Origin of the sequence: Streptomyces cyanogenus (assembly GCF_017526105.1) — a bacterium.
Taxonomy (GTDB): domain Bacteria; phylum Actinomycetota; class Actinomycetes; order Streptomycetales; family Streptomycetaceae; genus Streptomyces; species Streptomyces cyanogenus.
In genome coordinates this window covers 5,346,975-5,371,958 of sequence record NZ_CP071839.1, presented here as the reverse complement: position 1 = coordinate 5,371,958, position 24,984 = coordinate 5,346,975, and the positions used below count along the sequence as shown (strand labels likewise).

General features: G+C 71.4%; 27 protein-coding genes and 1 riboswitch. Of the genes, 15 read left to right on the top strand and 12 right to left on the bottom strand.

Going from position 1 to position 24,984, the window contains the following annotated elements; genetic code table 11:
* Positions 1-60 precede the first annotated feature (60 nt).
* On the bottom strand, positions 61-765 hold the full coding sequence (locus tag S1361_RS24300) for a DUF4328 domain-containing protein (RefSeq protein ID WP_208033887.1): 705 nt from the start codon (positions 763-765) through the stop codon (positions 61-63).
* Positions 766-908: 143 nt separating this feature from the next.
* A complete protein-coding gene (locus S1361_RS24295; RefSeq protein WP_208033886.1) occupies positions 909-2,501 on the bottom strand; it encodes a beta-N-acetylhexosaminidase in 1,593 nt (530 codons plus the stop codon).
* A 197-nt stretch (positions 2,502-2,698) separates the two neighbouring features.
* On the opposite strand from S1361_RS24295, the gene S1361_RS24290 reads away from it, so the two are divergent.
* The 10 genes from S1361_RS24290 to S1361_RS24245 all read left to right on the top strand — a co-directional run bounded on the left by S1361_RS24290 (position 2,699) and on the right by S1361_RS24245 (position 9,965).
* Positions 2,699-3,274: a 2-oxo-4-hydroxy-4-carboxy-5-ureidoimidazoline decarboxylase gene (locus S1361_RS24290; protein WP_208033885.1), complete on the top strand. Its 576-nt coding sequence runs from the start codon at positions 2,699-2,701 to the stop codon at positions 3,272-3,274.
* A gap of 191 nt (positions 3,275-3,465) precedes the next feature.
* Complete coding sequence (sdhC, locus tag S1361_RS24285; protein WP_208033884.1) at positions 3,466-3,846, top strand: succinate dehydrogenase, cytochrome b556 subunit; 381 nt, start codon at positions 3,466-3,468, stop codon at positions 3,844-3,846.
* 5 nt (positions 3,847-3,851) lie between these two features.
* Positions 3,852-4,334, top strand: coding sequence for a succinate dehydrogenase hydrophobic membrane anchor subunit (locus S1361_RS24280; protein WP_208033883.1), 483 nt, complete (start codon positions 3,852-3,854; stop codon positions 4,332-4,334).
* Positions 4,335-4,353: 19 nt separating this feature from the next.
* Complete coding sequence (gene sdhA, locus S1361_RS24275) at positions 4,354-6,108, top strand: succinate dehydrogenase flavoprotein subunit (protein ID WP_208033882.1); 1,755 nt, start codon at positions 4,354-4,356, stop codon at positions 6,106-6,108.
* Positions 6,108-6,887, top strand: coding sequence for a succinate dehydrogenase iron-sulfur subunit (locus tag S1361_RS24270; protein ID WP_208033881.1), 780 nt, complete (start codon positions 6,108-6,110; stop codon positions 6,885-6,887). The genes sdhA and S1361_RS24270 overlap by 1 nt, the downstream gene beginning before the upstream one ends.
* 193 nt (positions 6,888-7,080) lie before the next feature.
* On the top strand, positions 7,081-7,491 hold the full coding sequence (locus tag S1361_RS24265; RefSeq protein WP_208033880.1) for a VOC family protein: 411 nt from the start codon (positions 7,081-7,083) through the stop codon (positions 7,489-7,491).
* A gap of 82 nt (positions 7,492-7,573) precedes the next feature.
* Complete coding sequence (locus tag S1361_RS24260; protein WP_208033879.1) at positions 7,574-7,981, top strand: hypothetical protein; 408 nt, start codon at positions 7,574-7,576, stop codon at positions 7,979-7,981.
* Between the two features lie 5 nt (positions 7,982-7,986).
* Positions 7,987-8,508 carry a thiol-disulfide oxidoreductase DCC family protein gene (locus tag S1361_RS24255; RefSeq protein ID WP_208033878.1) on the top strand — a complete coding sequence of 174 codons (522 nt, stop codon included), beginning with the start codon at positions 7,987-7,989 and terminating at the stop codon, positions 8,506-8,508.
* 11 nt (positions 8,509-8,519) lie between these two features.
* Entirely contained in the window at positions 8,520-9,266 is a 747-nt protein-coding gene (locus S1361_RS24250; RefSeq protein ID WP_208033877.1) for a TetR/AcrR family transcriptional regulator, read from the top strand.
* A gap of 90 nt (positions 9,267-9,356) precedes the next feature.
* Complete coding sequence (locus S1361_RS24245; RefSeq protein WP_208033876.1) at positions 9,357-9,965, top strand: Uma2 family endonuclease; 609 nt, start codon at positions 9,357-9,359, stop codon at positions 9,963-9,965.
* Here the strand turns inward: S1361_RS24245 and S1361_RS24240 are convergent, their stop codons facing one another.
* The 3 genes from S1361_RS24240 to S1361_RS24230 all read right to left on the bottom strand — a co-directional run bounded on the left by S1361_RS24240 (position 9,966) and on the right by S1361_RS24230 (position 13,309).
* Positions 9,966-11,510 carry an ABC transporter substrate-binding protein gene (locus S1361_RS24240; RefSeq protein WP_243769281.1) on the bottom strand — a complete coding sequence of 515 codons (1,545 nt, stop codon included), beginning with the start codon at positions 11,508-11,510 and terminating at the stop codon, positions 9,966-9,968.
* Between the two features lie 172 nt (positions 11,511-11,682).
* The gene (locus S1361_RS24235; RefSeq protein ID WP_208033874.1) at positions 11,683-13,053 is read right to left on the bottom strand and encodes a metallophosphoesterase; all 1,371 of its coding nucleotides are present in this window, start codon (positions 13,051-13,053) and stop codon (positions 11,683-11,685) included.
* Between the two features lie 16 nt (positions 13,054-13,069).
* Positions 13,070-13,309, bottom strand: coding sequence for an SCO4848 family membrane protein (locus S1361_RS24230; protein WP_100827849.1), 240 nt, complete (start codon positions 13,307-13,309; stop codon positions 13,070-13,072).
* A 91-nt stretch (positions 13,310-13,400) separates the two neighbouring features.
* Between S1361_RS24230 and S1361_RS24225 the strand changes: the two genes are divergently transcribed.
* Complete coding sequence (locus S1361_RS24225) at positions 13,401-14,654, top strand: D-alanyl-D-alanine carboxypeptidase family protein (protein WP_243769280.1); 1,254 nt, start codon at positions 13,401-13,403, stop codon at positions 14,652-14,654.
* Here the strand turns inward: S1361_RS24225 and S1361_RS24220 are convergent.
* Positions 14,602-15,510, bottom strand: coding sequence for a YihY/virulence factor BrkB family protein (locus S1361_RS24220; protein WP_208033872.1), 909 nt, complete (start codon positions 15,508-15,510; stop codon positions 14,602-14,604). The genes S1361_RS24225 and S1361_RS24220 overlap by 53 nt on opposite strands.
* An 85-nt stretch (positions 15,511-15,595) precedes the next feature.
* On the opposite strand from S1361_RS24220, the gene dprE2 reads away from it, so the two are divergent.
* Positions 15,596-16,351 (top strand): decaprenylphospho-beta-D-erythro-pentofuranosid-2-ulose 2-reductase, encoded by a 756-nt coding sequence (gene dprE2, locus S1361_RS24215; RefSeq protein ID WP_208033871.1) that lies wholly within the window; start codon positions 15,596-15,598, stop codon positions 16,349-16,351.
* 16 nt (positions 16,352-16,367) lie between these two features.
* Here the strand turns inward: dprE2 and S1361_RS24210 are convergent, their stop codons facing one another.
* The 3 genes from S1361_RS24210 to S1361_RS24200 form a co-directional block, all read right to left on the bottom strand.
* The gene (locus S1361_RS24210; protein ID WP_208033870.1) at positions 16,368-16,949 is read right to left on the bottom strand and encodes a 2'-5' RNA ligase family protein; all 582 of its coding nucleotides are present in this window, start codon (positions 16,947-16,949) and stop codon (positions 16,368-16,370) included.
* 134 nt (positions 16,950-17,083) lie between these two features.
* A complete protein-coding gene (gene trpS, locus S1361_RS24205) occupies positions 17,084-18,109 on the bottom strand; it encodes a tryptophan--tRNA ligase (RefSeq protein ID WP_425087200.1) in 1,026 nt (341 codons plus the stop codon).
* Positions 18,110-18,222: 113 nt separating this feature from the next.
* Positions 18,223-19,677, bottom strand: a complete 1,455-nt coding sequence (locus S1361_RS24200) for a glycine hydroxymethyltransferase (RefSeq protein WP_208033868.1) — start codon at positions 19,675-19,677, stop codon at positions 18,223-18,225.
* A 33-nt stretch (positions 19,678-19,710) separates the two neighbouring features.
* Positions 19,711-19,799: riboswitch (ZMP/ZTP riboswitch) on the bottom strand.
* A 102-nt stretch (positions 19,800-19,901) separates the two neighbouring features.
* Here S1361_RS24200 and rocD point away from each other — a divergent pair.
* Positions 19,902-21,107 carry an ornithine--oxo-acid transaminase gene (gene rocD, locus S1361_RS24195; protein ID WP_208033867.1) on the top strand — a complete coding sequence of 402 codons (1,206 nt, stop codon included), beginning with the start codon at positions 19,902-19,904 and terminating at the stop codon, positions 21,105-21,107.
* Positions 21,108-21,116: 9 nt separating this feature from the next.
* Here rocD and S1361_RS24190 read toward each other — a convergent pair whose 3' ends face one another.
* The gene (locus tag S1361_RS24190; protein WP_208033866.1) at positions 21,117-21,578 is read right to left on the bottom strand and encodes a nuclear transport factor 2 family protein; all 462 of its coding nucleotides are present in this window, start codon (positions 21,576-21,578) and stop codon (positions 21,117-21,119) included.
* Positions 21,579-21,664: 86 nt separating this feature from the next.
* Here S1361_RS24190 and S1361_RS24185 point away from each other — a divergent pair, with 86 nt between their 5' ends.
* The gene (locus S1361_RS24185) at positions 21,665-22,240 is read left to right on the top strand and encodes a TetR/AcrR family transcriptional regulator (RefSeq protein ID WP_208033865.1); all 576 of its coding nucleotides are present in this window, start codon (positions 21,665-21,667) and stop codon (positions 22,238-22,240) included.
* Between the two features lie 42 nt (positions 22,241-22,282).
* Here the strand turns inward: S1361_RS24185 and S1361_RS24180 are convergent, their stop codons facing one another.
* Together S1361_RS24180 and S1361_RS24175 are read right to left on the bottom strand one after the other, a co-directional pair.
* On the bottom strand, positions 22,283-23,467 hold the full coding sequence (locus tag S1361_RS24180; RefSeq protein WP_208033864.1) for a glutathionylspermidine synthase family protein: 1,185 nt from the start codon (positions 23,465-23,467) through the stop codon (positions 22,283-22,285).
* A gap of 13 nt (positions 23,468-23,480) precedes the next feature.
* The gene (locus S1361_RS24175) at positions 23,481-23,897 is read right to left on the bottom strand and encodes a hypothetical protein (protein WP_208033863.1); all 417 of its coding nucleotides are present in this window, start codon (positions 23,895-23,897) and stop codon (positions 23,481-23,483) included.
* Positions 23,898-24,015: 118 nt separating this feature from the next.
* Between S1361_RS24175 and S1361_RS24170 the strand changes: the two genes are divergently transcribed.
* Positions 24,016-24,858, top strand: coding sequence for a hypothetical protein (locus tag S1361_RS24170; protein ID WP_208036741.1), 843 nt, complete (start codon positions 24,016-24,018; stop codon positions 24,856-24,858).
* Positions 24,859-24,984: the final 126 nt, after the last annotated feature.

The following is a 24,984-nucleotide window of genomic DNA, read 5'->3' as shown; positions in this document are numbered from 1 at the left end:
CGGAGCCCGCACTTCCCCTTACTGCGTGCGACGGAGCGGGAGTGTCACAGTCATGGGTTTTCAGCCAACCGCGGGAACCGGGAGCTCGCCGGAGAGGACCTTGCGCTCCTGCATCCGGGTCAGCCGGACGACCACCACGACGGCGAGGACCGCGGCCACGATGTCGAGGGCGTCGGAGAACAGCATCGTGCCGGCGGCCTCGTGCAGTTCGTCCGCCGTCTCGGCGTGCCGGGAGCTGCTGAAGGCGAACCGGCCCACGAAGAGGCTGACGAGCCACAGCGTCCACCAGGCGTTGACCGGCGTGTGCCCGGACCGCGAGCCCCAGGGCGCGCTGGCGTCCCAGCTGTCCGCGACGATCCGGCGCGGGAACCACAGGTTCACGACCGGGCAGAACCAGGCGCCGATGGTCCAGCCGCGCTTCATGGTGTGCCGGGAGGCGTCGAACACCTCGGCGTTCACCCGGATCCGCCACAGCCAGCACAGGTAGACGACGGCCGTGGCCACCAGCGCCACGCCCTGCGAGATGCCGGAGACGCCGTAGAGGGCGTCCGCCCGGTCCGCCCGGTCCAGCACGTCGGCGCCGGTGACGCCGTCGGCGAGGTCGCCGGTGACGTTCATTTCCAGCAGGTCCGCGAAGCAGGCGAACAGGTCGGTGGCGATGACGAGGCCGAGCAGCAGGGCGGTGGCCCGGCCGAGCGCGGCCGGTGAACGCAGCCAGGCGCCGGGCGGGGCGGGGTACGGCGGCGCGGGCATGGGCGTGGTCATGAAGAAGTCCCCCCGAGAAGACGAGATCCGAGACGGCGCGCGGCTCTCCCCGAACCGGCGCGCGAGCACTGGTGCCGGCGCGTGTGCCACGCGCGCGGACACCGGAACATACGGTCGGACGCCGTCGTACGTCCACTCGGTTCTCAGCCCAGCCGGTCCGCCAGCCTTCTGAACTCTGCCCAGGTAAGCGCCGGTTCGCCCGGGTCCCACAGCTTCTGTGCGGTGGCCCGCAGCGGCATCCGGACGCCCGCGGCGACCTGACCCTCCGTCTGCGCGTTCGGGCGGTCGGACCAGACCGCGAACGATCCGCCGAGGATCTGCCCGTCGTAGCGCGCCGGGACGGCGGTCGTGCCGCGCAGCACCCGCGGGTTCCACTGCTCGTATATGCGCTGTCCGGTCGGGTAGACGAAGGTCTGCGGCTGGCCGAGCACGTAGTAGAGGTACTCGTCGTTGTAGTTGAGCACCTTGCGGCCGGCGCTCAGGTACTCCGCGGGCGGCCGGGCGCCGATCTCCTTGCCGGTCCAGTAGGCGACCCGCAGATCGCGTGCGGGCTGCACGGAGGTGCCGCGGAAGAAGCCGTCGTTCCAGGCGCGCAGGGTCCGGTGGTGGGCGCGGACGGTGGCGGCGCGGTCGTTGAGCCAGCCGGTGGCCAGGTCGGCGACGGTCCCGCCGGCGCCGTACTTCTGCCGGGCGGCGGCCGCCAGCTGCGGGTAGGAGGCCTGCGGGTCGCGCACGGTGAGGGCCTGGTACTCGTCGCCGCCCAGGTGCCACCGGTCGCCGGTGAAGAGCCCGGCGTACTCGTTCAGCAGGTCGTCGACGATCCGTGCGGAGGCGTCCTTGGAGATGTCGATCGCGCCCCGGGTCGGCACCCCGTTCACGTTGCGCAGCTGCAGGTCGGGGTGGGCGGCGAGGACGGCCCCCAGGTGCCCCGGCGAGTCGATCTCGGGCACGACGGTGATGTGCCGGCTGTCCGCCAGCGCCACGATCCGCTTGACCTGCGCCTTGGTCAGATGGTCCCGGGAGACGATCTCCGGGTGGCTGCTGGACTCGATCCGGAAGGCCTGGTCGTCGGAGAAGTGCAGCCCCAGCTCGTTGTACTTCAGGTCCCCCAGCTCGCGTATCCGGTCCTCGATCCAGGCCTCGGAGTACGGCTTGCGCGCGATGTCCAGCATGAACCCGCGCACCGGCTTGGCCGGCTGGTCGCGTATGACGCCCTCGGGGGCCGTACCACCGCCGTGGACCTCCTGCTTCAGGGTGCGGGTGCCGTAGAAGACGCCCGCCTCGCCGGGCCCGCTGATGTCGACCCGCCCGTCCCGGACGGTCATCGTGTACGACTCCTGGTTCCCGCTCCCGCCGCCGAGGGCGAGCCGCACGTCACCCGGCCGGACGTCGCTCTTCTGCCCGGCGTACACCAGCCCCAGCTCCCCGGCCGTCAGCCGCCCCTCGTCGGCCAGCCGGGGGTCGCTCACCACCACCCGCCCGCCGTGCCGCGGTTTCCAGCCGGGACCGCGCGCGGGGGTGTGGGAGCGGACCGCGGGTATCGTGCGCGGCGCCTGCGAGAGCGGGTACGACCGGCTGGGACTGGGGCTGGCCGACGCGGTCGCCGGCCGGCCCGGGGCGGCCCCGGAGCCGGCCGCGCCGCCGCCTCCGTCCGCCCAGGCCCACACGCCGACGCCCGTGCCGAGCGCGACCGTCCCGACGACCGCGGCGGCCGTCACCGCACGCTTGCGTATCACCTGTCGCGCCACGCCCCGGCGCCTGTGCCTGTCCTGGGTCACCCTGCCAACGTACGACCGATCCCCGGCTCAGCCGTCACCCAGGCGGTCTCAAACTCTTCCGTTCGGGTGAAATTCAGGTATCCCTCGGACACAGCGTGACCACTCTCGATAACCTGACGACACACCTTTCACAGCATCCCCCTGCCACGCCACATGTGACGCGAGGACCCACGCTGCCCGCCCACCGCCTGCCGTATCTCCCCACGCCCCTCGACGCCTTCAACACGGCCCACGCCGACGAGGCCCGCAGCCTTCTCCTGCACTGTCTGCACAGCGTGCGCTGGTCCGACCGGCTCGCCGCCCACCGCCCGTACCCCGACCTGGGCGCCCTGCTGGCCGCGGCGGACGAGGCGGCGTACGACCTCTCCCCGGCCGACCTGGCCGAGGCCCTGGCCGGCGAGGCCCTCCCGGAGCTCCCCGAGGACACGTACTCGGCGGCCCACATGGCCCTGGGCGCCGCGCACGCCGCCTACGAGGCCCGATTCGGCCACGCGTTCATCATCTATCTGGGCGACGTTCCCCCGGACGAGGTCATCGACCACATCCTCGAAGCGATCCGGTCACGATTGGCAAACGATCCGGAGGAGGAGCGGGTGACGGCGGCGGAGGAGCTGCGGCGACTCGCCCGGGGACGGCTGCGGGCCCTGCTCGGAGGCGCCGGGCTCTGTTCGATTTGTGGCTACCGCCATGTGGGCGCGACCAGCCCAAACGCACCCGCACCCGGCAAATAACCGTGGAATCCGCCCCGGCGCCCGCACTCGCTAGCCCAACCGCGTGCCACTTTGATCACACCGGTAGGCCCCCCGTAAGCACCACGGCGGCACGTGGATACCATGCAGAGGGCCGGTGGACCGTACCCGGCCGGGCCCGACCGACAGTGAAGCCGGCGCGGCCCTAGTCCCCGCTCCCGGAGGGTTCTTCCGTGCCGGCTGGAACGCTGTACCGCGGCCGGGAAGGAATGTGGTCCTGGGTGGCTCACCGAGTCACCGGCGTCCTCATTTTCTTCTTCCTGTTCGTTCACGTGCTGGACACCGCTCTCGTGCGTGTCTCCCCCGAGGACTACGACAAGGTCGTAGCCACGTACAAGACGCCCGTCGTCGCGCTGCTGGAGTACGGCCTCGTCGCCGCCATCCTCTTCCACGCGCTCAACGGCCTGCGCGTCATCGCCGTCGACTTCTGGTCGAAGGGCCCGCGCTACCAGAAGCAGATGTTCTGGACCGTGATGGGTGTCTGGATCGTGCTCATGCTCGGGGCGATCTACCCGGTCCTCGGCCACGCCTACCGTGTCCTGTTTGGGAGCTGACGCCGATGTCCACGACTGAAACCGCGGCCTCCGGAGTCGGCCCCGTCGAGGGGGCCCCCGTCTACACCGTCGACAACCCGGCCCCGCTGATCGAGGCGCCCCGCAAGCGCACCAAGAAGTCCCCCAAGTCGACCCGGGGCAACTTCGAGCTGGCGGCCTGGCTGTTCATGCGCCTGTCCGGCATCGTGCTGGTCGTCCTCGTCCTCGGCCACCTGCTGATCCAGCTGGTGCTGGACGGCGGTGTCTCCAAGATCGGCTTCGCCTTCGTGGCGGGCCGCTGGGCGTCCCCGTTCTGGCAGGTCTGGGACCTGCTGATGCTGTGGCTGGCGATGCTGCACGGCGCCAACGGCCTGCGCACGGTCATCAACGACTACGCCGAGCGGCCGAACACCCGGCTGTGGCTCAAGGGCCTGCTCTACACCGCCACGGTGTTCACCATCCTGCTGGGCACGCTGGTGATCTTCACCTTCGACCCGAACATCCGCTAGGCACGGGGCTGCGAGAATCATGAAGATCCACAAGTACGACACCGTCATCGTCGGCGCCGGCGGCGCGGGCATGCGCGCCGCCATCGAGGCGACGAAGCGCAGCCGCACCGCGGTCCTGACCAAGCTCTACCCCACCCGCTCCCACACGGGCGCCGCGCAGGGCGGTATGGCCGCCGCGCTCGCCAACGTGGAGGAGGACAACTGGGAGTGGCACACCTTCGACACGGTTAAGGGCGGTGACTACCTGGTCGACCAGGACGCCGCCGAGATCCTGGCGAAGGAGGCCATCGACGCCGTCCTCGACCTGGAGAAGATGGGCCTGCCGTTCAACCGGACGCCCAACGGGACGATCGACCAGCGCCGCTTCGGCGGTCACTCCCGCAACCACGGCGAGGCCCCGGTCCGCCGGTCCTGCTACGCCGCGGACCGCACCGGCCACATGATCCTCCAGACGCTGTACCAGAACTGCGTCAAGGAGGGCGTGGAGTTCTTCAACGAGTTCTACGTCCTGGACCAGCTGATCACCGAGGTCGACGGCGTCAAGAAGTCGGCCGGTGTCGTGGCGTACGAGCTGGCCACCGGTGAGATCCACGTCTTCCAGGCGAAGGCCGTGATCTACGCCTCCGGCGGCTGCGGCAAGTTCTTCAAGGTGACCTCCAACGCGCACACCCTCACCGGTGACGGCCAGGCCGCCGTCTACCGCCGGGGCCTGCCGCTGGAGGACATGGAGTTCTTCCAGTTCCACCCGACCGGCATCTGGCGCATGGGCATCCTGCTGACGGAGGGCGCCCGTGGTGAGGGCGGCATCCTCCGCAACAAGGACGGCGAGCGCTTCATGGAGAAGTACGCGCCGGTCATGAAGGACCTGGCGTCCCGTGACGTCGTGTCCCGCTCCATCTACACGGAGATCCGCGAGGGCCGCGGCTGCGGTCCCGAGGGCGACCACGTGTACCTGGACCTGACCCACCTGCCGCCGGAGCAGCTGGACGCCAAGCTCCCGGACATCACCGAGTTCGCGCGCACTTACCTCGGCATCGAGCCGTACACGGACCCGATCCCGATCCAGCCGACCGCGCACTACGCGATGGGCGGCATCCCGACCAACGTCGAGGGTGAGGTCCTGGCGGACAACACCACCGTCGTGCCGGGCCTGTACGCGGCCGGCGAGGTCGCCTGCGTGTCGGTCCACGGCGCCAACCGCCTCGGCACCAACTCGCTGCTGGACATCAACGTCTTCGGCCGCCGCGCGGGCATCGCCGCCGCCGAGTACTCGGCGAAGGCCGACTACGTGGAGCTGCCGGAGGCCCCGGCGTCCTTCGTCGTCGAGCAGATCGAGCGGCTGCGCACCTCCACCGGCAACGAGCGGGTGGCGACCCTGCGCCGCGAGCTGCAGGAGACCATGGACGCCAACGTCATGGTGTTCCGCACCGAGCAGACGATCAAGACGGCGGTCGAGAAGATCGCCGAGCTCAAGGAGCGCTACAAGAACGTGGCGATCCAGGACAAGGGCAAGCGGTTCAACACGGACCTGCTGGAGGCCATCGAGCTGGGCAACCTGCTGGACCTGGCCGAGGTCATGGCCGTCTCGGCGCTGGCCCGCAAGGAGTCCCGCGGCGGTCACTACCGCGAGGACTACCCGAACCGCGACGACGTCAACTTCATGCGCCACACGATGGCGTACCGCGAGGTCGGCGCCGACGGCTCGGAAACCGTCCGTCTCGACTACAAGCCGGTCGTCCAGACCCGCTACCAGCCGATGGAGCGTAAGTACTGATGGCTACCCCTGTTCTGGACAAGGCGGACGCGGCCGGCCAGCCCGAGCCCGGCTTCGCCGACTCCCCCTACATCACGGTCACCTTCCGCATCCGCCGGTTCAACCCGGAGGTCGCGGCGGAGGCCGTCTGGGAAGACTTCCACCTGGAGATCGACCCGAAGGAGCGCGTCCTCGACGGTCTCCACAAGATCAAGTGGGACATCGACGGCACGCTCACCTTCCGCCGCTCGTGCGCCCACGGCATCTGCGGCTCGGACGCGATGCGGATCAACGGCAAGAACCGCCTCGCCTGCAAGACGCTGATCAAGGACATCAACCCCGAGAAGCCGATCACGATCGAGCCCATCAAGGGCCTGACGGTCCTGAAGGACCTGGTCGTGGACATGGAGCCGTTCTTCCAGGCGTACCGGGACGTCATGCCGTTCCTGATCACCAAGGACACGAACGAGCCGACCCGTGAGCGCCTCCAGTCCGCCGAGGACCGCGAGCGCTTCGACGACACGACGAAGTGCATCCTCTGCGCGGCGTGCACGTCCTCCTGCCCGGTGTTCTGGAACGACGGCCAGTACTTCGGCCCGGCCGCGATCGTGAACGCCCACCGCTTCATCTTCGACTCGCGCGACGAGGCCGGGGAGCAGCGCCTGGAGATCCTCAACGACCGCGACGGCGTGTGGCGTTGCCGCACGACCTTCAACTGCACGGACGCCTGCCCGCGCGGCATCGAGGTCACGAAGGCGATCCAGGAAGTGAAGCGCGCCCTGATCACGCGCCGCTACTGATCCGCGGTACGCCGCGAGTACTCGGGCCCCGTCTTCCGGAGCGATGTTCCGGCAGGCGGGGCCCTTGTCGTACAACTTCTCCGCCTCCTCGTGGGTCTCCCGCAACGCTGCCGGGTCCGTCGAGGAGCCCCACCGTCGGTCCGCTCCGGTGGGGCTCCTCGCTTCCGCGGGACAGGACTCCTAATGTGACGACATGTCAGACGAAGAGTCGTACGAACTGCTCGGTTTCGACAACGTGCTGCTCCCCGTCGGCGACCTCAACGAGGCGGTCGCCTTCTACGAGCGGGCCGGGTTCGCCGTGGGATTCCGGCTGGACGAGGCCGGGATCGCGCTGCTGAAGGTCGGCGCGGAGACGCCGGGCATCCTGCTGCGCGTCGAGGAGGGTCTGCGGTGCCGGCCGCCGCACTGGCCGTCACCGCGGATCTGGCTGGAGGTGCCGGACGCGCGGGCGGCGGCACGGCGGCTGGCGGCCGTGGGCATCGCACCCCTGGACGAGGTGCTCCAGGGCGCCACCGGCTGGACCGTGGAGCTGGCCGATCCGTGGGGCAACCTCCTCGGCCTGACCGACTACACCAAGCGCCCGGCACTGGCCCGCAGAATCTGACCCCCTCCGGTTGAACGTGTTCAAAAACAGGTCTACAGTCATCCCTGTCAGCGTTTTGAACGCGTTCAAGAAGGGGTGGGGCATGGACCGCACCGTCATCGCCTACGTCATCTACCTGGCCGTCAGCATCACGCTGACCGTCTGGGTGGCCCGCACGCTCAGCCGCAACGGCCGGATCTTCCTGGCCGACGTCCTGCGCGGCAACGAGAAGCTCGCGGACGCCGTCAACCACCTCCTGGTGGTGGGCTTCTACCTGGTCAACCTCGGCTTCGTGGCGCTGTACCTGGGGGACGACGGGACCATCGAGGACACCCGCGGCATCTTCGAGGCCCTGTCGACCAAGCTCGGCGTGGTGCTGCTGGTGCTCGGCGTGATGCACCTGGCCAACGTGTACGTCCTCAACCGGATCCGCCGGCGCGGGGTCATGGAGCGGGAGCAGCGGCCCCCGGTCGGCCCGCAGGAGTGGATCGCCCCGACGGCCGGGGCGTGACCGGCATGACCGCCGTGACCACCACGGACGGCCGGGGCGCCGCGGACGCCCCGGTCCGCTCCCTGACCGTCCTGTACGACGCCGAGTGCGCCCTGTGCACCCACCTGCGCGGCTGGCTGGCCCGGCAGCCGCAGCTGGTGCCGCTGGAGCTGCTGCCGGCCGGCTCGGCCGCGGCCCGCGCCCGCTTCCCCGGGCTGGACCACTCGGCGAGCCTGGAGGAGGTCACCGTCGTCGGTGACTCCGGGCAGGTCTACCGGGGCTCGCGCGCCTGGATCGTCGTGCTGTGGGCGCTGCGCGAGCACCGCCCGCTCGCGCACAGGCTCGCCACCCCGGCGGGCGCCGGGCTGGCCCGGGGGGCCGTGCTCGCCGCGGCGAAGTGGCGGGACGTGTGGGGGCCGGGCCGGTCGCGGGACGGGCAGTGGGGCGGGCAGGCGTACCGGCGGGCGGACGGCTGGTCGTACCACCCCCGTACGGGCTGGAGCTACTCCCCGCCGTCCTGCGCCGGGACCGCTCCCGTCACTCGTTAGGCTCTTCTACCGTGCCCGCGAAGAACGACGGCCCCGACGCGGCCGGCCCCCAGAGCAGCAAGTCCGAGCAGACCCGTGCGCTGATCCTGGAGACCGCGATGCGGTTGTTCCAGGAGCGCGGGTACGACAAGACGACGATGCGGGCCATCGCCAAGGAGGCGGGGGTCTCCGTCGGCAACGCCTACTACTACTTCGAGGGCAAGGAACACCTGATCCAGGGCTTCTACGACCGGATCGCCGCCGAGCACCGGGCGGCGGTCCGGGAGGTGCTGGACCAGGAGACCGACCTGGAGGCACGGCTCGCGGGCGTGCTGACCGCGTGGCTGGACATCGCCCGGCCGTACCACGAGTTCGCGGTCCAGTTCTTCAAGAACGCCGCCGACCCCGACAGCCCGCTCAGCCCCTTCTCGCCGGAGAGCGAGAACGCCCGCGAGCAGGCCATCAGCGTGCACCGGGAGGTGCTGGCCGGCTCCAAATCCAAGGTGGCACCCGAACTGCGGGACGTCCTTCCCGAGCTGATGTGGCTCTCCCAGATGGGCCTGGTCCTGTACTGGATCTTCGACCGCACGGAGGGGCGGGAGCGCAGCTACCGGCTCGCCCGTCGGGGGGCCCGGCTGACCGCCCGGGGTGTCTCCCTGGCCCGGTTCCGGGTCCTGCGGCCCCTGGTCCTGGAGGTGCACGAGCTGTTCACGGACTTCCTGCCGGGCATGACGAAGGTCCTGCCGGACCCGGGGCGGGGGCGGGGGCAGGGCGAGTGATCACTTTCGGGTGAAGGTGCGGGAACGGGACACCTGGGGTTCCGGCTGCCTACGATGATGCTCTCGACACCAGCCCACAGGAGGCACGTGATGTCCTCAGCATCCGTCGAGCGGCCCCATGAGTACCGACCGCTGATCGCGGAAGCCAATCGACTCATGGAGCGCAATCCGGGCAACCGCGTCGAGGTTATCGGAGGCCAGATCGTCGTGTCCCCGCCACCGGACGGCCCCCACGGGGAGGCCCTGATGGATCTGACCATCCCCTTCATCGAAGCAGGCTTGCACGGCACGGAATCCAAGGTCATCCCGGGCATCGGCCTCTGGCTGCCGACCGGCGCCGAGGACTACGCGATCCCCGATCTGTCACTGGTCGACGCCGACTACCGCGATCACCTTGCCGAGAACAACTGCTACGACCCCGTCTGCTTCCGTCTCGTGCTGGAGGTCACCTCCAGCAACTGGAAGACCGACCTGCGCGACAAGGTCAAGGTATACGCCAGTGCGAAGATTCCGGTCTACGTGATCGTCGACCGCAAGCACCAGCGCCTCCACGTCCTGACCGGTCCCGCGGGGGACGCGTACGACAGCCACCGCACCTGCTCGCCCGGCGAAACCGTGACCCTGCCCGCGGTCATCGGAGCCGAGGTCGCCCTCGACGTCACCCGGATCCTCAAAGCCGGTCAGCCGGACGCCGACTGATCAGATCCAGGTCAGGCGCCACAGCCGGAACACCCCGGTACCGTCCGTCAGGTACTGGCCGCCGCCCACGTCCTCGGTGCTGACCACGTACTCCTTGCGCTGCCAGAGCGGGATCAGCGGGACGTCCCGGGCCACGTCCGCCTGGATGTCCTTGAAGTCCTTCGCGGCCCGGCTGCGGTCGGCGAACTGCCGGCTGTCCACGACGAGATGGTCGACCAGCTTGTTGCTGTACCCGGTGCTCATGGTGGACCCCGTGCCGACGAGCGCGGCGCCGAAGGTGTCCGGGTCGGGGTAGTCGGCCACCCAGCCGACCGCCCAGGCGTCCATCTTCCCGGCGGCCCAGCGCTTCTGGAAGTCGGTCCACTCGTAGCCCTTGACGTCCACCCTGAACAGGCCGCTCGCCTCCAGCTGCCTCTTCAGCTCGGCGGCCTCCTCCGCGCCGGCGCCCCGGCCGGTGCCGTAGCCCAGGGTGAAACGCACCGGCAGGCTCGCTCCGGCCTCGGTGAGCAGCTCGCGGGCCTTGCGGGTGCTCCGGGACGGGTAGTTGTCGAAGAACGAGGTGGTGTGGCCGGTGAAGCCGGTCGGGAGCAGCGAGTACAGCGGGTCGACCGTGCCCTGGTACACCGTCGCGGCCAGCTGCTCGCGGTCGACCAGCCAGGCCATCGCCCGGCGCACCCGCGGGTCGTGCAGCGGGGAGCCGGGCCGGGTGTTCAGGTACAGGTTGCGGGTCTCGGCGCTGTCGGACTCGGTGACCCGCTGATCGGGGTCGCTCGGGTTCAGCTCGGAGAGCACCCGCGGCGGCAGGGTCCGGGTGGCGACGTCGATCCGCCGCTCCTTCCAGGCCCGGTCGAGCTTGGCCGAGTCGGCGTAGTAGCGCAGCTCGACCGGGCGGCCGGTGCCGCTCAGGTACCCCTCGTAGTGCTCGTTCGGCGCGAGGACGGCCTTCTCGTTACTGGTGTAGGCCGTGAGGGTGTACGGCCCGGTGCCGTCGACGGCGGCGTCCGTGCGCAGGGCGTTCGCCGGGTACTTCTCCCGGTCCACGATCGAACCGGCGCCGGTGGCGGCCTTCAGCGGGAAGGTGGCGTCGGCGGACGCGAGGTGGAAGGTGACGGTGTGCGCGTCGTCGGCGGTCACCGAGGCGAGCGTGGCGAACAGGGACGCCGGCCCGACATCGGAGTTGATCTTCTTGACCCGGTCGAAGGAGTACTTGACGTCCTCGGCGGTCATGGCGCGCCCGCTCGGGAAGGTGATCCCGGAGCGCAGGGTGCACCGGTACGTCTTCAGGCCGCTGCCCTCGAACGCGCAGCTCTTCGCCGCGTCCGGGACCGGCTCGACACCGCCCGGCTCGAAGGTCAGCAGCGACTGGAACACATTGCTGAACAGCGCCCAGGATCCGGCGTCGTAGGCGCCGGCCGGGTCGAGTGCGGTGACCGCGTCCGTCGTGCCGACAGTGATGGTCCGGTTCCTGTCGTCCTGCGACGCGAGCAGCTGCCGGCCGCCGATCCCCACGACGGCGAGCACGAGCAGCGTCACGAGAATCCGCATGCGAACAGATCGCATGGTGGTGCCCTCCCCCAGGGCCGTCAAGGCCCCTACCCCTGGCCCAGCGCGAATCCGCCACTTCCCCATCAGTGACGCGGCTCACCTAACCACACGCGTTTCACCGCGCGGAAGGGCTTTCTGTCCAGTTGGGGAAGAACTGTGGATGCCATTACGGTCACGCGCGGGTGACGGCCAGTTCGATCACCGTGACGTCCGACGGCGCCCCCACGCGCGTGGGCGGGCCCCAGGCTCCCGCGCCCCGGCTGACGTACAGCTGGGTGTCGCCGTAGCGGTCGAGTCCGGCGACGGTCGGGTTGGCCGCGGCGGCGAGCAGGCTGCCGGGCCAGAGCTGGCCGCCGTGGGTGTGGCCGGAGAGCTGGAGGTCCACGCCGTACCGGACGGCCTCGTGGATCTGCACCGGCTGGTGGGCGAGCAGCACGCACGCGCGTGCCCGGTCCCGGTCGCCGAGCGCCTTGCCGAAGTCCGGTCCCTGCCCCTCGCTCTCGCCCTGTACGTCGTTCACCCCGGCGAGGTCGAAGAACGGCAGCTCGGTACGGGCGTTCTGCAGCGGGTGCAGACCGAGGTGGCGGACCTCCTCGACCCACTGCTCGGCGCCGGAGAAGTACTCGTGGTTGCCCGTGACGAAGTAGGCGCCGTGCCGGGCCTGAAGCCGGGCGAGGGGGGCCGCGGCGGGGCCGAGGTCCTTGACGCTGCCGTCGACGAGGTCACCGACGACCGCGATCAGGTCCGGCCGGGTGGCGTTGACGGTGTCGACGACGCGCTGCGCGAAGTCGCGGCCGAGGACGGGGCCGAGGTGGATGTCGCTGACGACGGCGATGCGGAAGCCGTGGGCCGCGCGGGGGAGTTTGGCCAGGGGGACGGTGACGCGTTTCACGCGGGGGCCGCGGAGGACTTCGTAGGTGCCCTGGCCGACGGTTGCCGCGGCTGCGGTGACGGCTGCGGCGGCCACTGCGCGGGAGACGAAGAGGCGGCGGGTGGGGTCGGTCGGTGCGGGTGCCTGTGCCGGCAGCGGTTCCGGTGCCGCGGTGGCCGTACCAGGGGGCTCCGCCCCCTGGACCCCCGTTCCTCGCCCACCCACCACCCGACTCGGCCGGCCGGAAGGTGCACCCACCGTGCCGGGGCTCGGTTCGTCGGAAGGTGCGGCCGCCACGCTTGGGCTCGGTGCGGCGGGAAGTGAAACCGGGGGGTCGGTGTTCGGGTCGGTTCGGCGGTTGAGCGCTCGTCGTAGCAGGGGGCGGATCGCCTCTCCGGCCACCACCCCGAGCAGCAGGTACAGCGCCAGCGCCATCCACAGGAAGCCCGGCCAGGCCACGGCGCGCTGGAGCCGGAAGGGGGCGCCCGTGCGTTCCGACACCAGGGCCGCGATCATCAGGAGCGGGCCGGTGACGAAGAGTGCCGTGCCGGCGCGGCGGGCCGGGCCGGGGCCGCGGGTGGTGTCGCGGACCAGGCGCCGCCACACGTACCAGTGCAGGCCCGCCACGGCGGCCAGGACGGCCAGGGCGACGAGCGCGAAGACGATGACCACCCCGGCCGGTCCCCCGCTATGAGTTCCGGCGCAGTGCGCGCAGCCCGCGCAACCCGATGACCCCGATGACCGTCCCCAATACGAAGGAAACGACCGCCAGCAGCAGATGCACCCAGAAGTACGCGGTCGGGTGGCCGTCGTCGAAGGCGAGCCCGCTGCTGTCCTTGATCAGGTTCTTGACGAAAGTGACCCAGATGACCCAGGACCACACTCCGAACGCGAGCAGGAACCAGGACACCGGGCGGCTGAGCTTCATGAGTCCAGTATCGCCGTCCGGGGTCCGGCTCCGTGCCGGGGGTGGGGCGGGCGGCGGGACTTCGCGGTCCCGTGCGGGTACGTTCTCGACCGTGCCCGCACCGAAGACGACCGGCCGGCGCTCCCTGCTGGTCACCTCCGCCACCCTGCTGTCGTTGTCCGTCACCGCACCCGCAGCGCTCGCCGCGCCGGCCCCCTCCCCGAGCCCGACGGCCACTCCCCCGGCCCGCATGTCCACCCTGGGCGGTGCCCGGCTCGGGCAGCCGGGCACCCAGGTCAACCTCGCACCCGGCGTCCCCGTGCTGCCCAAGGACCTCACCGCCCGGTCGTGGATCGTGTCCGACGCCGAGTCGGGCCAGGTCCTCGCCGCGCACAACGCGCACTGGCGGCTGCCCCCGGCGAGCACGCTGAAGATGCTGTTCGCGGACACCGTGCTGCCCCGCTTCCCCAAGGGCACCCGGCACAAGGTGGTGCCGTCGGACCTGAAGGACGTGGGCGTCGGCTCCAGCGTGGTCGGGATAAAGGAGGGCGGCACCTACTCGGTGCACGACCTGTGGCTCGGCGTGTTCCTGCGCTCGGGCAACGACGCCGTGCACGTGCTGGCCGCGATGAACGGCGGTGTCGAGCAGACCGTCAGGGACATGCAGGACCACGCCGAGGAACTCCAGGCCCTGGACACCCAGGTGGTCTCGCCCGACGGCTACGACGCGCCGGAGCAGGTGTCGTCGGCGTACGACCTGACGCTGTTCGCCCGCTCCGGGCTGCAGAAGAAGGACTTCCGCGACTACTGCTCGACGGTGAGCGCGAAGTTCGGCTCCCGCGAGATCCGGAACACCAACCGGCTGCTGAGCGGCGACAGCGACGTACCCGTCTACCAGGGCATCGCGGGCGTGAAGAACGGCAACACCACGCACGCGGGGGCCACGTTCACCGGGGTCGCCGAACGGGGCGGCAAGGTGCTGCTGGTCACGGTGATGAACCCGGAGAAGCACGAGCACAACGAGGTCTACAAGGAGACCGCGAAGCTGTTCGACTGGGGTTTCCAGGCGGTCGGCAAGGTGGAGCCGGTGGGCGAGCTGGTGCCGCCGAAGAGCGCCGCCACCGGGCAGCCCGACCCGGGCGTGTCCGCCGGGCAGGACGCGGGGCAGGCGGCGGGGCAGGCTTCCGGGAGCGGCGGGTCCGGCGCGAAGCCCGCGGCGAGCGGCACCGCGGCGTCCGGCTCCGGCGGGGCCGGGATCGCGCTGGCCGTCGCGGGCGGGCTGCTGGTGCTGCTCGGGGGCGCGGCCTTCCTGGTCAACCGCCGGTGGCCGCTGCCGGACCTGATGCGCCGTCGGACGCGTCCGTGAGCTCGTCCTCCTTGCTGCGGGTCGCCGTCCAGGAGGCGCAGAACAGGACGATTTTCGCGGTGAAGTTGATCCACAGCAGCAGCGCCACGGGCACCCCGAACGCGCCGTACATGCTCTTCGCGGCGACGCCCTGGATGTAGCCGCTCAGCAGCAGCTTCAGCAGTTCGAAGCCGATCGCGCCGAGCAGCGCGGCGACCAGCAGGCGGCGGCGCGGCGGCTCGACCCCGGGCAGCAGGGTCAGCACGTAGAGCAGGACGAGGAAGTCGGCGAGCACGGCGACGGTGAACGCGGCTGTCTGCAGCAGCACACTGCTCCAGCCGTGCTCGTCCAGGCCGAACTGCCGGGTCAGCCAGCCGACGGCGGCCGAGGCCACGGTGGACGTGGCGAGGGTGACCAGCAGGGCGCCGCCGAAGCCGAACAGGATGCCGGCGTCCTTGGCCTTGGTGACGACCGGGTTCTCCTCGCGGTCCGGCAGCTCCCACACCGCGCGCAGGCAGTCCCGCACCTGGCCGACCCAGCCGATGCCCGTGAACAGCAGGACCGCACCCGCGATGACGCCGACCGTGCCGGCGTTCTGCACCAGGGAGGTGAGGTCCAACTGCTCGGAGAGGCCCGGGAACTGGTCGGCGATGCGGTGTTCCACGGTCTTCTGGCGGGCCGGGCTGAGGGTGGCGGCGGTGATCGCGGCGGCCACGGTCAGCAGCGGGAACAGCGCCACGAAGCTGACGAACGTCATGGCGGCGGCCAGCCGGGTCCACTTCACCCGGTCCAGCCGCTCGTAGGACCGCCACGCGTGCGTGGTGGTCAGCCGGGTGACGATCGGCCCTATGCCGGGCAGCTTCTTCAGCCAGTCCATGATCCGACTGTGCCCGGTCCGCGGGAGCGTCAACACCGCGTTTCTTCGCCCGAACGGTCATATGGGGGCGATACGGTCAACTGTCATGAAGGATGCCACCGAACTGCCCCGGTCCCTGCTCGTCCTCGGCGGCACGTCCGAGATCGCGCTGGCCACCGCGCGCCGGCTGATCGCCCGCCGCACCCGCACGGTATGGCTCGCCGGCCGCCCCTCCCTCGCGCTGGAGAACGCCGCCGGGAGCCTGCGGGCGCTCGGCGCGGACGTGCACACCGTCGCCTTCGACGCGCTCGATCCCGAGTCCCACGAGTCCGTCCTCGGCAAGGTGTTCGCCGAGGGGCCCGTCGACCTGGTGCTGCTCGCGTTCGGCATCCTCGGCGACCAGGCGCACGACGAACGCGACCCGGCCCGCGCCGTGCAGGTCGCCCGGACCAACTACACCGGGGCCGTCTCGGCGGGTCTGGTCACCGGCGGCGCCCTCCAGGCCCAGGGCCACGGCTGTCTCGTCGTGCTGTCCGCCGCCGCGGCCGAACGCGCCCGCCGCGCCGACTTCATCTACGGCTCCAGCAAGGCCGGCCTCGACGCCTTCGCCCAGGGGCTGGGCGACGCCCTGCACGGCACCGGCGCGCGCGTCATGGTGGTACGTCCCGGCTTCGTGCGGACGCGGCGGACGGCCGGACGGCCGCGGACCCCGTTCGCCACCACTCCGGAGGCGGTCGCCACGGCCATCGAACTCGGCCTGCGCCGCGGCTCGGAGACGGTGTGGGTGCCCGGCGCGCTCCGGTTGCTGATGTCGGCGCTGCGCCACACCCCCCGGTCACTGTTCCGGAGGCTGGGGCTCTAGAGCCCCGGAAGGCGCCTCACTGGGCGACCCGCGGAGCGCGCACGTCCGCGTGGCCCGCCTGGGGCGGTACGACGGATCCGCCGAAGGTGTACTCGCGCAGCTTGCGCCAGACGCCGTCAGGACCCTGCTCGTACAGTGCGAAGCCGGTGCACGGCCATTCGGCCTCGAAGTCCGCCAGTTCCTCGAAGGCGCGGTCCATCGCCGCGTCGTCGATGCCGTGCGCGACGGTGACGTGCGGGTGGTACGGGAACTGCAGCTCGCGCGCCACCGGTCCGGAGGCGTCCCGGACCCGCTGCTGGAGCCAGGTGCAGTCCTCGGCGCCCTGGACGACCCGGACGTAGACCACCGGGGACAGGGGCCGGAAGGTGCCGGTGCCGGACAGCCGCATCGGGAACGGCCGGCCGTCCGTGGCGACCCGGGTGAGGTGCGCGTCGACCGCCGGCAGGTCGGCCTGGTCGACCTCGGTCGGCGGCAACAGCGTGACGTGGGTGGGGATGCCGTGAGCCGCGGCGTCGCCGAAGCCCGCGCGCCGCTCCTGGAGCAGGCTGCCGTGAGGCTCCGGGACCGCGATCGAGACGCCGATCGTTACGGTCCCCACGTCGTCTCCTGTCGTCGTGTCTGTTTTCTGCTCTGCCGTCGGCTATGACTGTACGGCCATGAGTGTCCTGTGGGCAGGCGCGGCGGAAGTGATGTGCAGCGCTCCGTCCGCGCGGGGCCGTGCGGTCGTACGCCTCAGTGCTTGGCCGGGAGGAAGCCCACGCGGTCGTACGCCTGCGCGAGGGTCTCGGCGGCGACGGCGCGCGCCTTCTCGGCGCCCTTGGCGAGGATCGAGTCGAGCGTCTCGGCGTCGTCCAGGTACTGCTGGGTGCGCTCGCGGAACGGCGTCACGAACTCGACCATGACCTCGGCGAGGTCGGTCTTGAGCGCGCCGTACATCTTGCCCTCGTAGTCCTGCTCCAGCTCGGCGATCGACCTGCCGGTGAGCGTGGAGTAGATGGTGAGGAGGTTGGAGACACCCGGCTTGTTCTCCGCGTCGTAGCGGATCACCGTGTCCGTGTCGGTGACCGCGCTCCTGACCTTCTTGGCCGTGGCCTTCGGCTCGTCGAGCAGGTTGATGAGGCCCTTCGGCGTGGACGCCGACTTGCTCATCTTGACCGTCGGGTCCTGGAGGTCGTAGATCTTCGCCGTCTCCTTGAGGATGTACGGCTTCGGGATCGTGAAGGTCTCGCCGAAGCGGCCGTTGAAGCGCTCGGCGAGGTCGCGGGTCAGCTCGATGTGCTGGCGCTGGTCCTCGCCGACCGGCACCTCGTTGGCCTGGTAGAGCAGGATGTCGGCGACCTGGAGGACCGGGTACGTGAACAGGCCGACGGAGGCCCGGTCGGCGCCCTGCTTGGCGGACTTGTCCTTGAACTGGGTCATGCGGCTGGCCTCGCCGAAGCCGGTGAGGCAGTTCATGATCCAGGCGAGCTGGGCATGCTCGGGGACGTGGCTCTGCACGAAGAGGGTGCAGCGGTCCGGGTCCAGGCCGGCGGCCAGCAGCTGCGCGGCGGCGAGCCGGGTGTTGGCCCGCAGTTCCTTCGGGTCCTGCGGGACCGTGATCGCGTGCAGGTCGACGACCATGTAGAAGGCGTCGTGGGACTCCTGCAGGGCCACCCACTGGCGGACGGCGCCGAGGTAGTTGCCGAGGTGGAACGAACCGGCGGTGGGCTGGATGCCGGAGAGCACGCGAGGTCGGTCAGCGGAAGCCATGTGGCCCATTCTCTCATCGGCTGGGGGTGTCGTTGGCCCGAGAGGAGGGGGGCGGTCGCGGGGCGGGGGTCTGCGGACCGTGGTGGGTCGCTCGCGCAGTCCCCGCGCCCCTGACGGGCACCTCAGCCCAGGTCGACCTCCGGGTAGAGGGGGAAGCCCGCCACCAGGTCCGTGGCCCGCTGGGAGATCTCCTCGGCGACCTTCCCGTCCAGGACGTGGGCCGCCTTGGACGGGGCGCCGGACTTGGTGGTGCCGGGCTTGGTGGTGGTGAGGACGCGGTCGATCAGGGCGGCCACCTCGTCCATCTCCGCCGTGCCGAGGCCGCGGGTGGTGAGCGCGGGGGTGCCGACGCGGATGCCGGAGGTGTACCAGGCGCCGTTCGGGTCGGCCGGGATGGCGTTGCGGTTGGTGACGATGCCCGAGTCGAGCAGGGCCGCCTCGGCCTGGCGGCCGGTGAGGCCGTAGGAGGCGGCGACGTCGATCAGGTTGAGGTGGTTGTCCGTGCCGCCGGTGACCAGGGTGGCGCCACGGCGCATCAGACCCTCGGCGAGGGCCCGGGAGTTGTCGACGATGCGCTGGGCGTAGTCCTGGAAGGAGGGCTGCCGGGCCTCGGCGAGGGCGACGGCCTTGGCGGCCATGACGTGCGGGAGCGGGCCGCCGAGGACCATCGGGCAGCCGCGGTCGACCTGGTCCTTGAGGGAGTCGTCGCACAGGACCATGCCGCCGCGCGGGCCGCGCAGGGACTTGTGGGTGGTCGTGGTGACGATCTGGGCGTGCGGGACCGGGTCGAAGTCGCCGGTGAGGACCTTGCCCGCGACCAGGCCGGCGAAGTGGGCCATGTCGACCATGAGGGTGGCGCCGACCTCGTCGGCGATCTCGCGCATGATCCGGAAGTTCACCAGCCGGGGGTACGCGGAGTAGCCGGCGACGATGATCAGCGGCTTGAACTCGCGGGCCTGGGCGCGCAGGGCCTCGTAGTCGATCAGGCCGGTGGCCGGGTCGGTGCCGTAGGAGCGCTGGTCGAACATCTTGCCGGAGATGTTCGGGCGGAAGCCGTGGGTGAGGTGGCCGCCGGCGTCCAGGGACATGCCGAGCATGCGCTGGTTGCCGAAGGCATGGCGCAGCTCGGCCCAGTCGGCCTCGGTCAGGTCGTTGACCTGGCGGGCGCCGGCCTTCTCCAGGAAGGGGACCTCGACGCGGTCGGCGAGGACGGCCCAGAAGGCGACGAGGTTGGCGTCGATGCCGGAGTGCGGCTGGACGTAGGCGTGGCGGGCGCCGAAGAGTTCGCGGGCGTGCTCGGCGGCGAGGGACTCGACGGTGTCGACGTTGCGGCAGCCGGCGTAGAAGCGGCGGCCGATGGTCCCTTCGGCGTACTTGTCGCTGAACCAGTTGCCCATCGCGAGCAGGGTCGCCGGGGAGGCGTAGTTCTCGGAAGCGATCAGCTTCAGCATCCCGCGCTGGTCGGCGACCTCCTGGCCGATGGCGTCGGCGACGCGCGGCTCGACGGCGCGGATGACGTCGAGGGCGGCGCGGAAGGCCGTGGTCTCGGTGGAGTGGGAGGCGGAATTCTCGGGCATCGGGGACCTCCGGACGGTGTGCGTGCAGCGTTCACGTTCGGCCCAGGCGCACGGCACTCTTCCCGCTCGGGCCGCTCCCTGATGGTCCGTCCCATCCCAGCGCGCCAGTCACGGCCCGTTCGTCAGACTACCGGGCGCGCCGTGCGGCGCAGGTCCCGCGTCCACCATGCGAGCGAGGATATGAAGGGGTTCACCGTCGTTTCCGGTCCCACTCGGGAGAGGCCGTGACCGCTGCAGAAGACCTGATCGCCGCCACCGAGGCGCACTGCGCGCCCACCTACCGCCCGCTGCCCGTGGTGATCGCCACCGGTGAGGGGGCCTGGCTGACGGATGTGGCGGGGCGGCGGTACCTGGATCTGCTGGCCGGCTACTCGGCCATGAACTTCGGGCACGGCAACCGGCGGCTCACCGAGGCGGCCCGGCGGCAGCTGGACCGGGTGACGCTGACCTCCCGCGCCTTCCACCACGACCGGTTCGCCGCGTTCTGCACCGAGCTGGCGCGGCTGTGCGGGATGGAGATGGTGCTGCCCATGAACACGGGCACGGAGGCGGTGGAGAGCGCGATCAAGACCGCCCGGAAGTGGGGGTACCGGGTGAAGGGGGTGCCCGCGGAGATGGCGAAGATCGTCGTGGCGGGCGGCAACTTCCACGGCCGTACGACGACGGTGATCAGCTTCTCGACGGATCCGGAGGCGCGGGCGGACTACGGGCCGTACACACCGGGGTTCGAGATCGTGCCGTACGGGGATCTGACCGCGATGCGGGCCGCGCTCACCGAGAACACCGTGGCCGTGCTGCTGGAGCCGATCCAGGGCGAGTCCGGGGTGATCGTGCCGCCGGCCGGCTACCTGGCCGGGGTGCGGGAGCTGACGCGCGAGCGGAACGTGCTGTTCGTCGCCGACGAGATCCAGTCGGGCCTGGGCCGGACCGGGCGGACCTTCGCGTGCGAGCACGAGGGGGTCGTGCCGGACGTGTACGTGCTGGGCAAGGCGCTGGGCGGCGGGATCGTGCCGGTGTCGGCGGTGGTGTCGAGCGCGGCGGTGCTCGGGGTGTTCCGGCCGGGTGAGCACGGGTCGACGTTCGGCGGGAATCCGCTGGCCTGCGCGGTGGCGCTGGAGGTGATCGCGATGCTGCGGACCGGGGAGTACCAGGAGCGGGCGGCCCGGCTGGGCGAGCGGCTGCACCGGCTGCTGGGCGAGCTGCCGGGCACGGGCCGGGTGACGGCGGTGCGCGGGCGGGGGCTGTGGGCCGGGGTGGACGTCGCGCGGGCGGTGGGCACCGGGCGGGAGGTCTCGGAGCGGCTGCTGGCCCGTGGGGTCCTGGTGAAGGACACCCACGGGTCGACCGTCCGGATCGCGCCGCCGCTGGTGATCGGCGAGGAGGACCTGGACTGGGGGCTGGAGCAGCTGCGGGAGGTGCTGGGGGGCTAGGGCCTGCCGTCACCACACGGGGATGTCGACCCCGTGCTGGTCGGCGGGCCGGGCGCCGAGGATGCGCCGGTCGGCCTCGTCGATGGCGACGTCGTCGATGCTCGCCTCCCGGCGGCGCATCAGGCCGCGCTCGTCGAACTCCCACAGTTCGTTGCCGTAGGAGCGCCACCACTGGCCGTCGGCGTCCCGGCACTCGTACTGGAAGCGGACGGCGATGCGGTCGCCGTGGAAGCTCCACAGGCTCTTGCGCAGGGCGTAGTCCCGTTCGCGCTGCCACTTCGCGGTCAGGAAGGCGACGATCTCGTCCCGGCCGGTGAGGAAGCGGTCGCGGTTCCGCCAGACGGAGTCCGCGGTGTAGGCGAGGGCGACCCGGTGGGGGTCGCGGGTGTTCCAGGCGTCCTCGGCGGCCTGCACCTTCCGGCGGGCGGTCTCCAGGGTGAAGGGCGGGTACGGCGGGCGGTCTTCGGGCACGGCGGCCTCCTCGAGTCGAGAACGAGCGTTCTCCAACGATGGGCCTAAAGTAGAGAACGGCCGTTCTCGACGTCAAGGAGCCCCGGATGCCCGCCCCGATCACCGAGGAACAGACCCGCCTGGACCGCGAGGCACTCCTGGACGCGGCGGAGGCGCTCTTCTACGCGCACGGCATCCAGGCGGTCGGGATGGACCGGGTCCGCGAGGCGTCCGGCCTGCCGCTGAAGCGGATCTACCGGCTCTTCGCGACCAAGGAGGACCTCGTGGTCGCCATGCTCCGGCGCCGCGACCGGCGGTGGCGCGCGAGCCTGTCCGCCCACGTGGAGAGCGTCCCGGACCCCCGCGCCCGGGTGCTCGCGGTCTTCGACTGGCTCGCCGGCTGGTTCGCCGAACCCGGCTTCCGCGGCTGCGCCTGGATCAACGCCCACGGCGAACTCGGCTCCTCCTCCGAGCCGGTCCTGGCCGAGGTCCGCGCCCACAAGCAGGCCTTCCACGACCAGCTCGCCACCTGGGTGCGCGCCACCGGCACACCGGTGGCCGAACCGGTCTTCCTGCTCGCCGAGGGAGCCATCGTCACCGCGGGCATCACCGGCGACCCGGCCCCGGCGGGGCAGGCCCGGGCGGCGGTGGAGCGGCTGCTCGGGGGCGGAGGTGCCTGCTGAGCCCCCTCGTCGGGACAGCCGGCGTCGCCCACCGCGGTAGCCCTAGAGGATCACATGGGGCAGGAAGCGGGCGTACTCGTCGGTGATCAGGCCGCTGGACTCGCGGATGCCGAGGCCCGCCGGTTCGTCCCGGACCACCCAGGCGCCGAGGACCACGTGGTTGCCGTCGAAGGCGGGGAGGGGGGCCAACTGCTGGTAGCAGCACGGCTCGTCACGCAGGACGGCCGGTGTGCCCGGGGGGTGGACGGTGACGCCCTCGCCCTCGCGGCCGAGGAGGGGCTTGGCGACGTACCCGGTGGTGCCGGGCAGGTCGCGGGGGCCGTCCAGGTAGGCCGGGAGGAGGTTCGGGTGGCCGGGGTACAGCTCCCAGAGGACCGGCAGCAGGGCCTTGTTGCTCAGGAGCATCTTCCAGGCCGGTTCGATCCACAGGGTGCTGCCGGTGCCGCCGCCGTTGTCCAGGGTGTCCAGGACGTGTCCGCCGAAGGCGTCGGTGGTGAGCCACTCCCACGGGTAGAGCTTGAAGATGCCGCGGATGAAACGGAGCCGGTTGTCGACGAAGCGGCCGGAGAGGCTGTCCCAGCCGATCTCCTCCATGGCGAGCCAGTCGGTGGTGAGGCCGGCCTGCTCGGCGGTCTCCTTGAGGTAGGCGACCGTCATCAGGTCCTCGCCGAGCTCGTCGGCCGAGGAGTGCGCGAAGTGCAGGGGGCTGCCGGGGGGCAGCAGGGCCGCCTGGGCGCGCCAGGCCTCCACCAGGCGTTCGTGCAGGGAGTTCCACTGATCGGCGCCGGGGAAACGGTCCTCCATCCAGAACCACTGCGGGGAGGCCGCCTCGACCAGGGAGGTCGGGGTGTCCGCGTTGTACTCCAGCAGCTTCGCCGGTCCCGTGCCGTCGTAGCGGAGGTCGAAACGGCCGTAGACGGACGGGAGTTCGGCCCGCCGGTGCCAGGCCTCGGTGACCACGGCGGCCACCCGCGGGTCGGTGATGCCGAGGTCGGCGAGGCGGTCCTCGGCCACGATGTGTCCGGCCGCCGCGAGGCACATGCGGTGGAGTTCCTCGACGGTCTCCTCCAGCGCCTCGATCTCCGCGAGGGAGAAGACGTAGCAGGCGCTCTCGTCCCAGTAGGGGCGCAGCGAGCCGTCGGGGTGGCGGGTGAGCGGGTAGACCAGGCCCTGCGCCTCGACGGTCTGCTGCCAGCCGGGGCGGGGGGTGAGAGTACGACGTTCCATGCGCGTGTTCCGGTCAGCCGCCGGAGCTGCCCTTGCCGCCGCCGAAGCCCCCGCGGTGGACTCCGCCGCCCCCGCTGTGGTGGTCGTCGTCATCGTCGTCGTACGAGCCGCCGCTGCCCGAGCCCCCGCCGGGCTTGGTGAAGGAACCGCCGTCGACCCAGCCGTTCTTCTGCTCGCCCTCGTAGTACCAGGCGGCGTCGACCTGCTTCTTGAGCTTCTTCGTGCCGGTCTTGACCGTCGTCTTCCCTGGCGTGCCCGTCTTGCAGTTCTTGTCGGCGACGACCTTGTAGCCCTTGACCAGGTCGTAGCTGTCGCGGTCGACGCAGCGCTTGTCCGGTTCGGACGAGCAGGCGGTGAGCGCGGCGGCCAGCAGGCCGACGCTGCCCAGGACGACCGTGCCGGACCGAAGTGGCCCTCGTGTGCGCTCCATGGTGGTGTCTCCCCCGTCGGATGTCGTGTTCGGCGGCCAGCCTAGAGATCGGTGTGAGTGCCCGTGCGAGGGGGTCCGTGATCTCCCGTTCGCCTAGAGTCGCTTCGTGCTGTTCGGAATGGTGTGCGCCCTGGGCGCGGCGGTCTGCTTCGGAACCGCGACGGTGTTGCAGGCGGTGGCCGCGCGGGCGGCGGGCGCCGAGGAGGGCGGCGGCGGGGACGCGGCGCTGCTGCTGCGGGCGCTGCGGCAGTGGCGGTACCTCGCCGGGCTCGCGCTCGACGGGCTGGGCTTCCTGCTGCAGATCGCGGCCCTGCGGTCGGTGCCGATCTACGCGGTGGGCGCGGCCCTGGCGGCGAGCCTCGCGGTGACCGCGGTGGTCGCGGCGCGGCTGCTGGGGGTCCGGCTGAGCGGCCTGGAGTGGGGCGCCGTCGGAGTGGTGTCTGCCGGGCTCGCCCTGCTGGGGCTGGCCTCGGGCACCGAGGGCGACCGGAGCGGCCCGGAGTGGCTGCGGTACGCGTTGGTGGCCGCGGCGGTGGGCGTGCTGGTGCTCGGCGGGATCGGCGGGCGCCTGTCCGGCCGGACCCGGGCGCTGCTGCTGGGGCTCGGCGCCGGGTGCGGGTTCGGGGTGGTGGAGGTGGCGGTACGGCTCATCGACTCGCTGCGGCCGGCGGACCTGCTGGCCGACCCGGCGGCGTACGCGCTGCTGCTCGGTGGCGGCGCCGCGTTCCTGCTGCTCACCTCGGCCCTTCAGCGGGGCTCGGTGACGACCGCCACGGCGGGCCTGGTGATCGGGGAGACGATCGGCCCGGCCGCGGTGGGGGTGGTCTGGCTCGGTGACCGGACGCGGGAGGGGATGACCGCGGTGGCCGCGCTGGGGTTCGCGGTGGCGGTGGCGGGGGCGTTGCTGCTGGCGCGGTTCGGGGAGGCGCCGGCGGAGGAGCCGGCGGCCGGGGGTGCCTGAGCGATCCGTCCGGAGCACCGGCCGTCCGGTGTGTGCGGCCGGGCCGGACTGACCAGCGCACGCGAAAGGTGAGTTCGGACATGCCTGCGGAGACGTTCGGTTCTTGTGGGCACCACCGCCCTGCGG

Excerpts from the sequence above, each read along its gene's own strand:
- S1361_RS24280 (WP_208033883.1), top strand. The coding sequence starts at position 3,852 with ATGTCCACGACTGAAACCGCGGCCTCCGGAGTCGGCCCCGTCGAGGGG.
- S1361_RS24170 (WP_208036741.1), top strand. The coding sequence starts at position 24,016 with ATGGTGTGCGCCCTGGGCGCGGCGGTCTGCTTCGGAACCGCGACGGTG.
- S1361_RS24265 (WP_208033880.1), top strand. The coding sequence starts at position 7,081 with ATGTCAGACGAAGAGTCGTACGAACTGCTCGGTTTCGACAACGTGCTG.
- S1361_RS24185 (WP_208033865.1), top strand. The coding sequence starts at position 21,665 with ATGCCCGCCCCGATCACCGAGGAACAGACCCGCCTGGACCGCGAGGCA.
- S1361_RS24200 (WP_208033868.1), bottom strand. The coding sequence starts at position 19,677 with ATGCCCGAGAATTCCGCCTCCCACTCCACCGAGACCACGGCCTTCCGC.
- S1361_RS24300 (WP_208033887.1), bottom strand. The coding sequence starts at position 765 with ATGACCACGCCCATGCCCGCGCCGCCGTACCCCGCCCCGCCCGGCGCC.
- S1361_RS24270 (WP_208033881.1), top strand. The coding sequence starts at position 6,108 with ATGGCTACCCCTGTTCTGGACAAGGCGGACGCGGCCGGCCAGCCCGAG.
- S1361_RS24240 (WP_243769281.1), bottom strand. The coding sequence starts at position 11,510 with ATGCGGATTCTCGTGACGCTGCTCGTGCTCGCCGTCGTGGGGATCGGC.
- S1361_RS24175 (WP_208033863.1), bottom strand. The coding sequence starts at position 23,897 with ATGGAGCGCACACGAGGGCCACTTCGGTCCGGCACGGTCGTCCTGGGC.
- S1361_RS24220 (WP_208033872.1), bottom strand. The coding sequence starts at position 15,510 with ATGGACTGGCTGAAGAAGCTGCCCGGCATAGGGCCGATCGTCACCCGG.
- S1361_RS24180 (WP_208033864.1), bottom strand. The coding sequence starts at position 23,467 with ATGGAACGTCGTACTCTCACCCCCCGCCCCGGCTGGCAGCAGACCGTC.
- S1361_RS24255 (WP_208033878.1), top strand. The coding sequence starts at position 7,987 with ATGACCGCCGTGACCACCACGGACGGCCGGGGCGCCGCGGACGCCCCG.
- sdhA (WP_208033882.1), top strand. The coding sequence starts at position 4,354 with ATGAAGATCCACAAGTACGACACCGTCATCGTCGGCGCCGGCGGCGCG.
- S1361_RS24245 (WP_208033876.1), top strand. The coding sequence starts at position 9,357 with ATGTCCTCAGCATCCGTCGAGCGGCCCCATGAGTACCGACCGCTGATC.
- S1361_RS24260 (WP_208033879.1), top strand. The coding sequence starts at position 7,574 with ATGGACCGCACCGTCATCGCCTACGTCATCTACCTGGCCGTCAGCATC.
- dprE2 (WP_208033871.1), top strand. The coding sequence starts at position 15,596 with ATGAAGGATGCCACCGAACTGCCCCGGTCCCTGCTCGTCCTCGGCGGC.
- S1361_RS24230 (WP_100827849.1), bottom strand. The coding sequence starts at position 13,309 with ATGAAGCTCAGCCGCCCGGTGTCCTGGTTCCTGCTCGCGTTCGGAGTG.
- trpS (WP_425087200.1), bottom strand. The coding sequence starts at position 18,109 with ATGGGCCACATGGCTTCCGCTGACCGACCTCGCGTGCTCTCCGGCATC.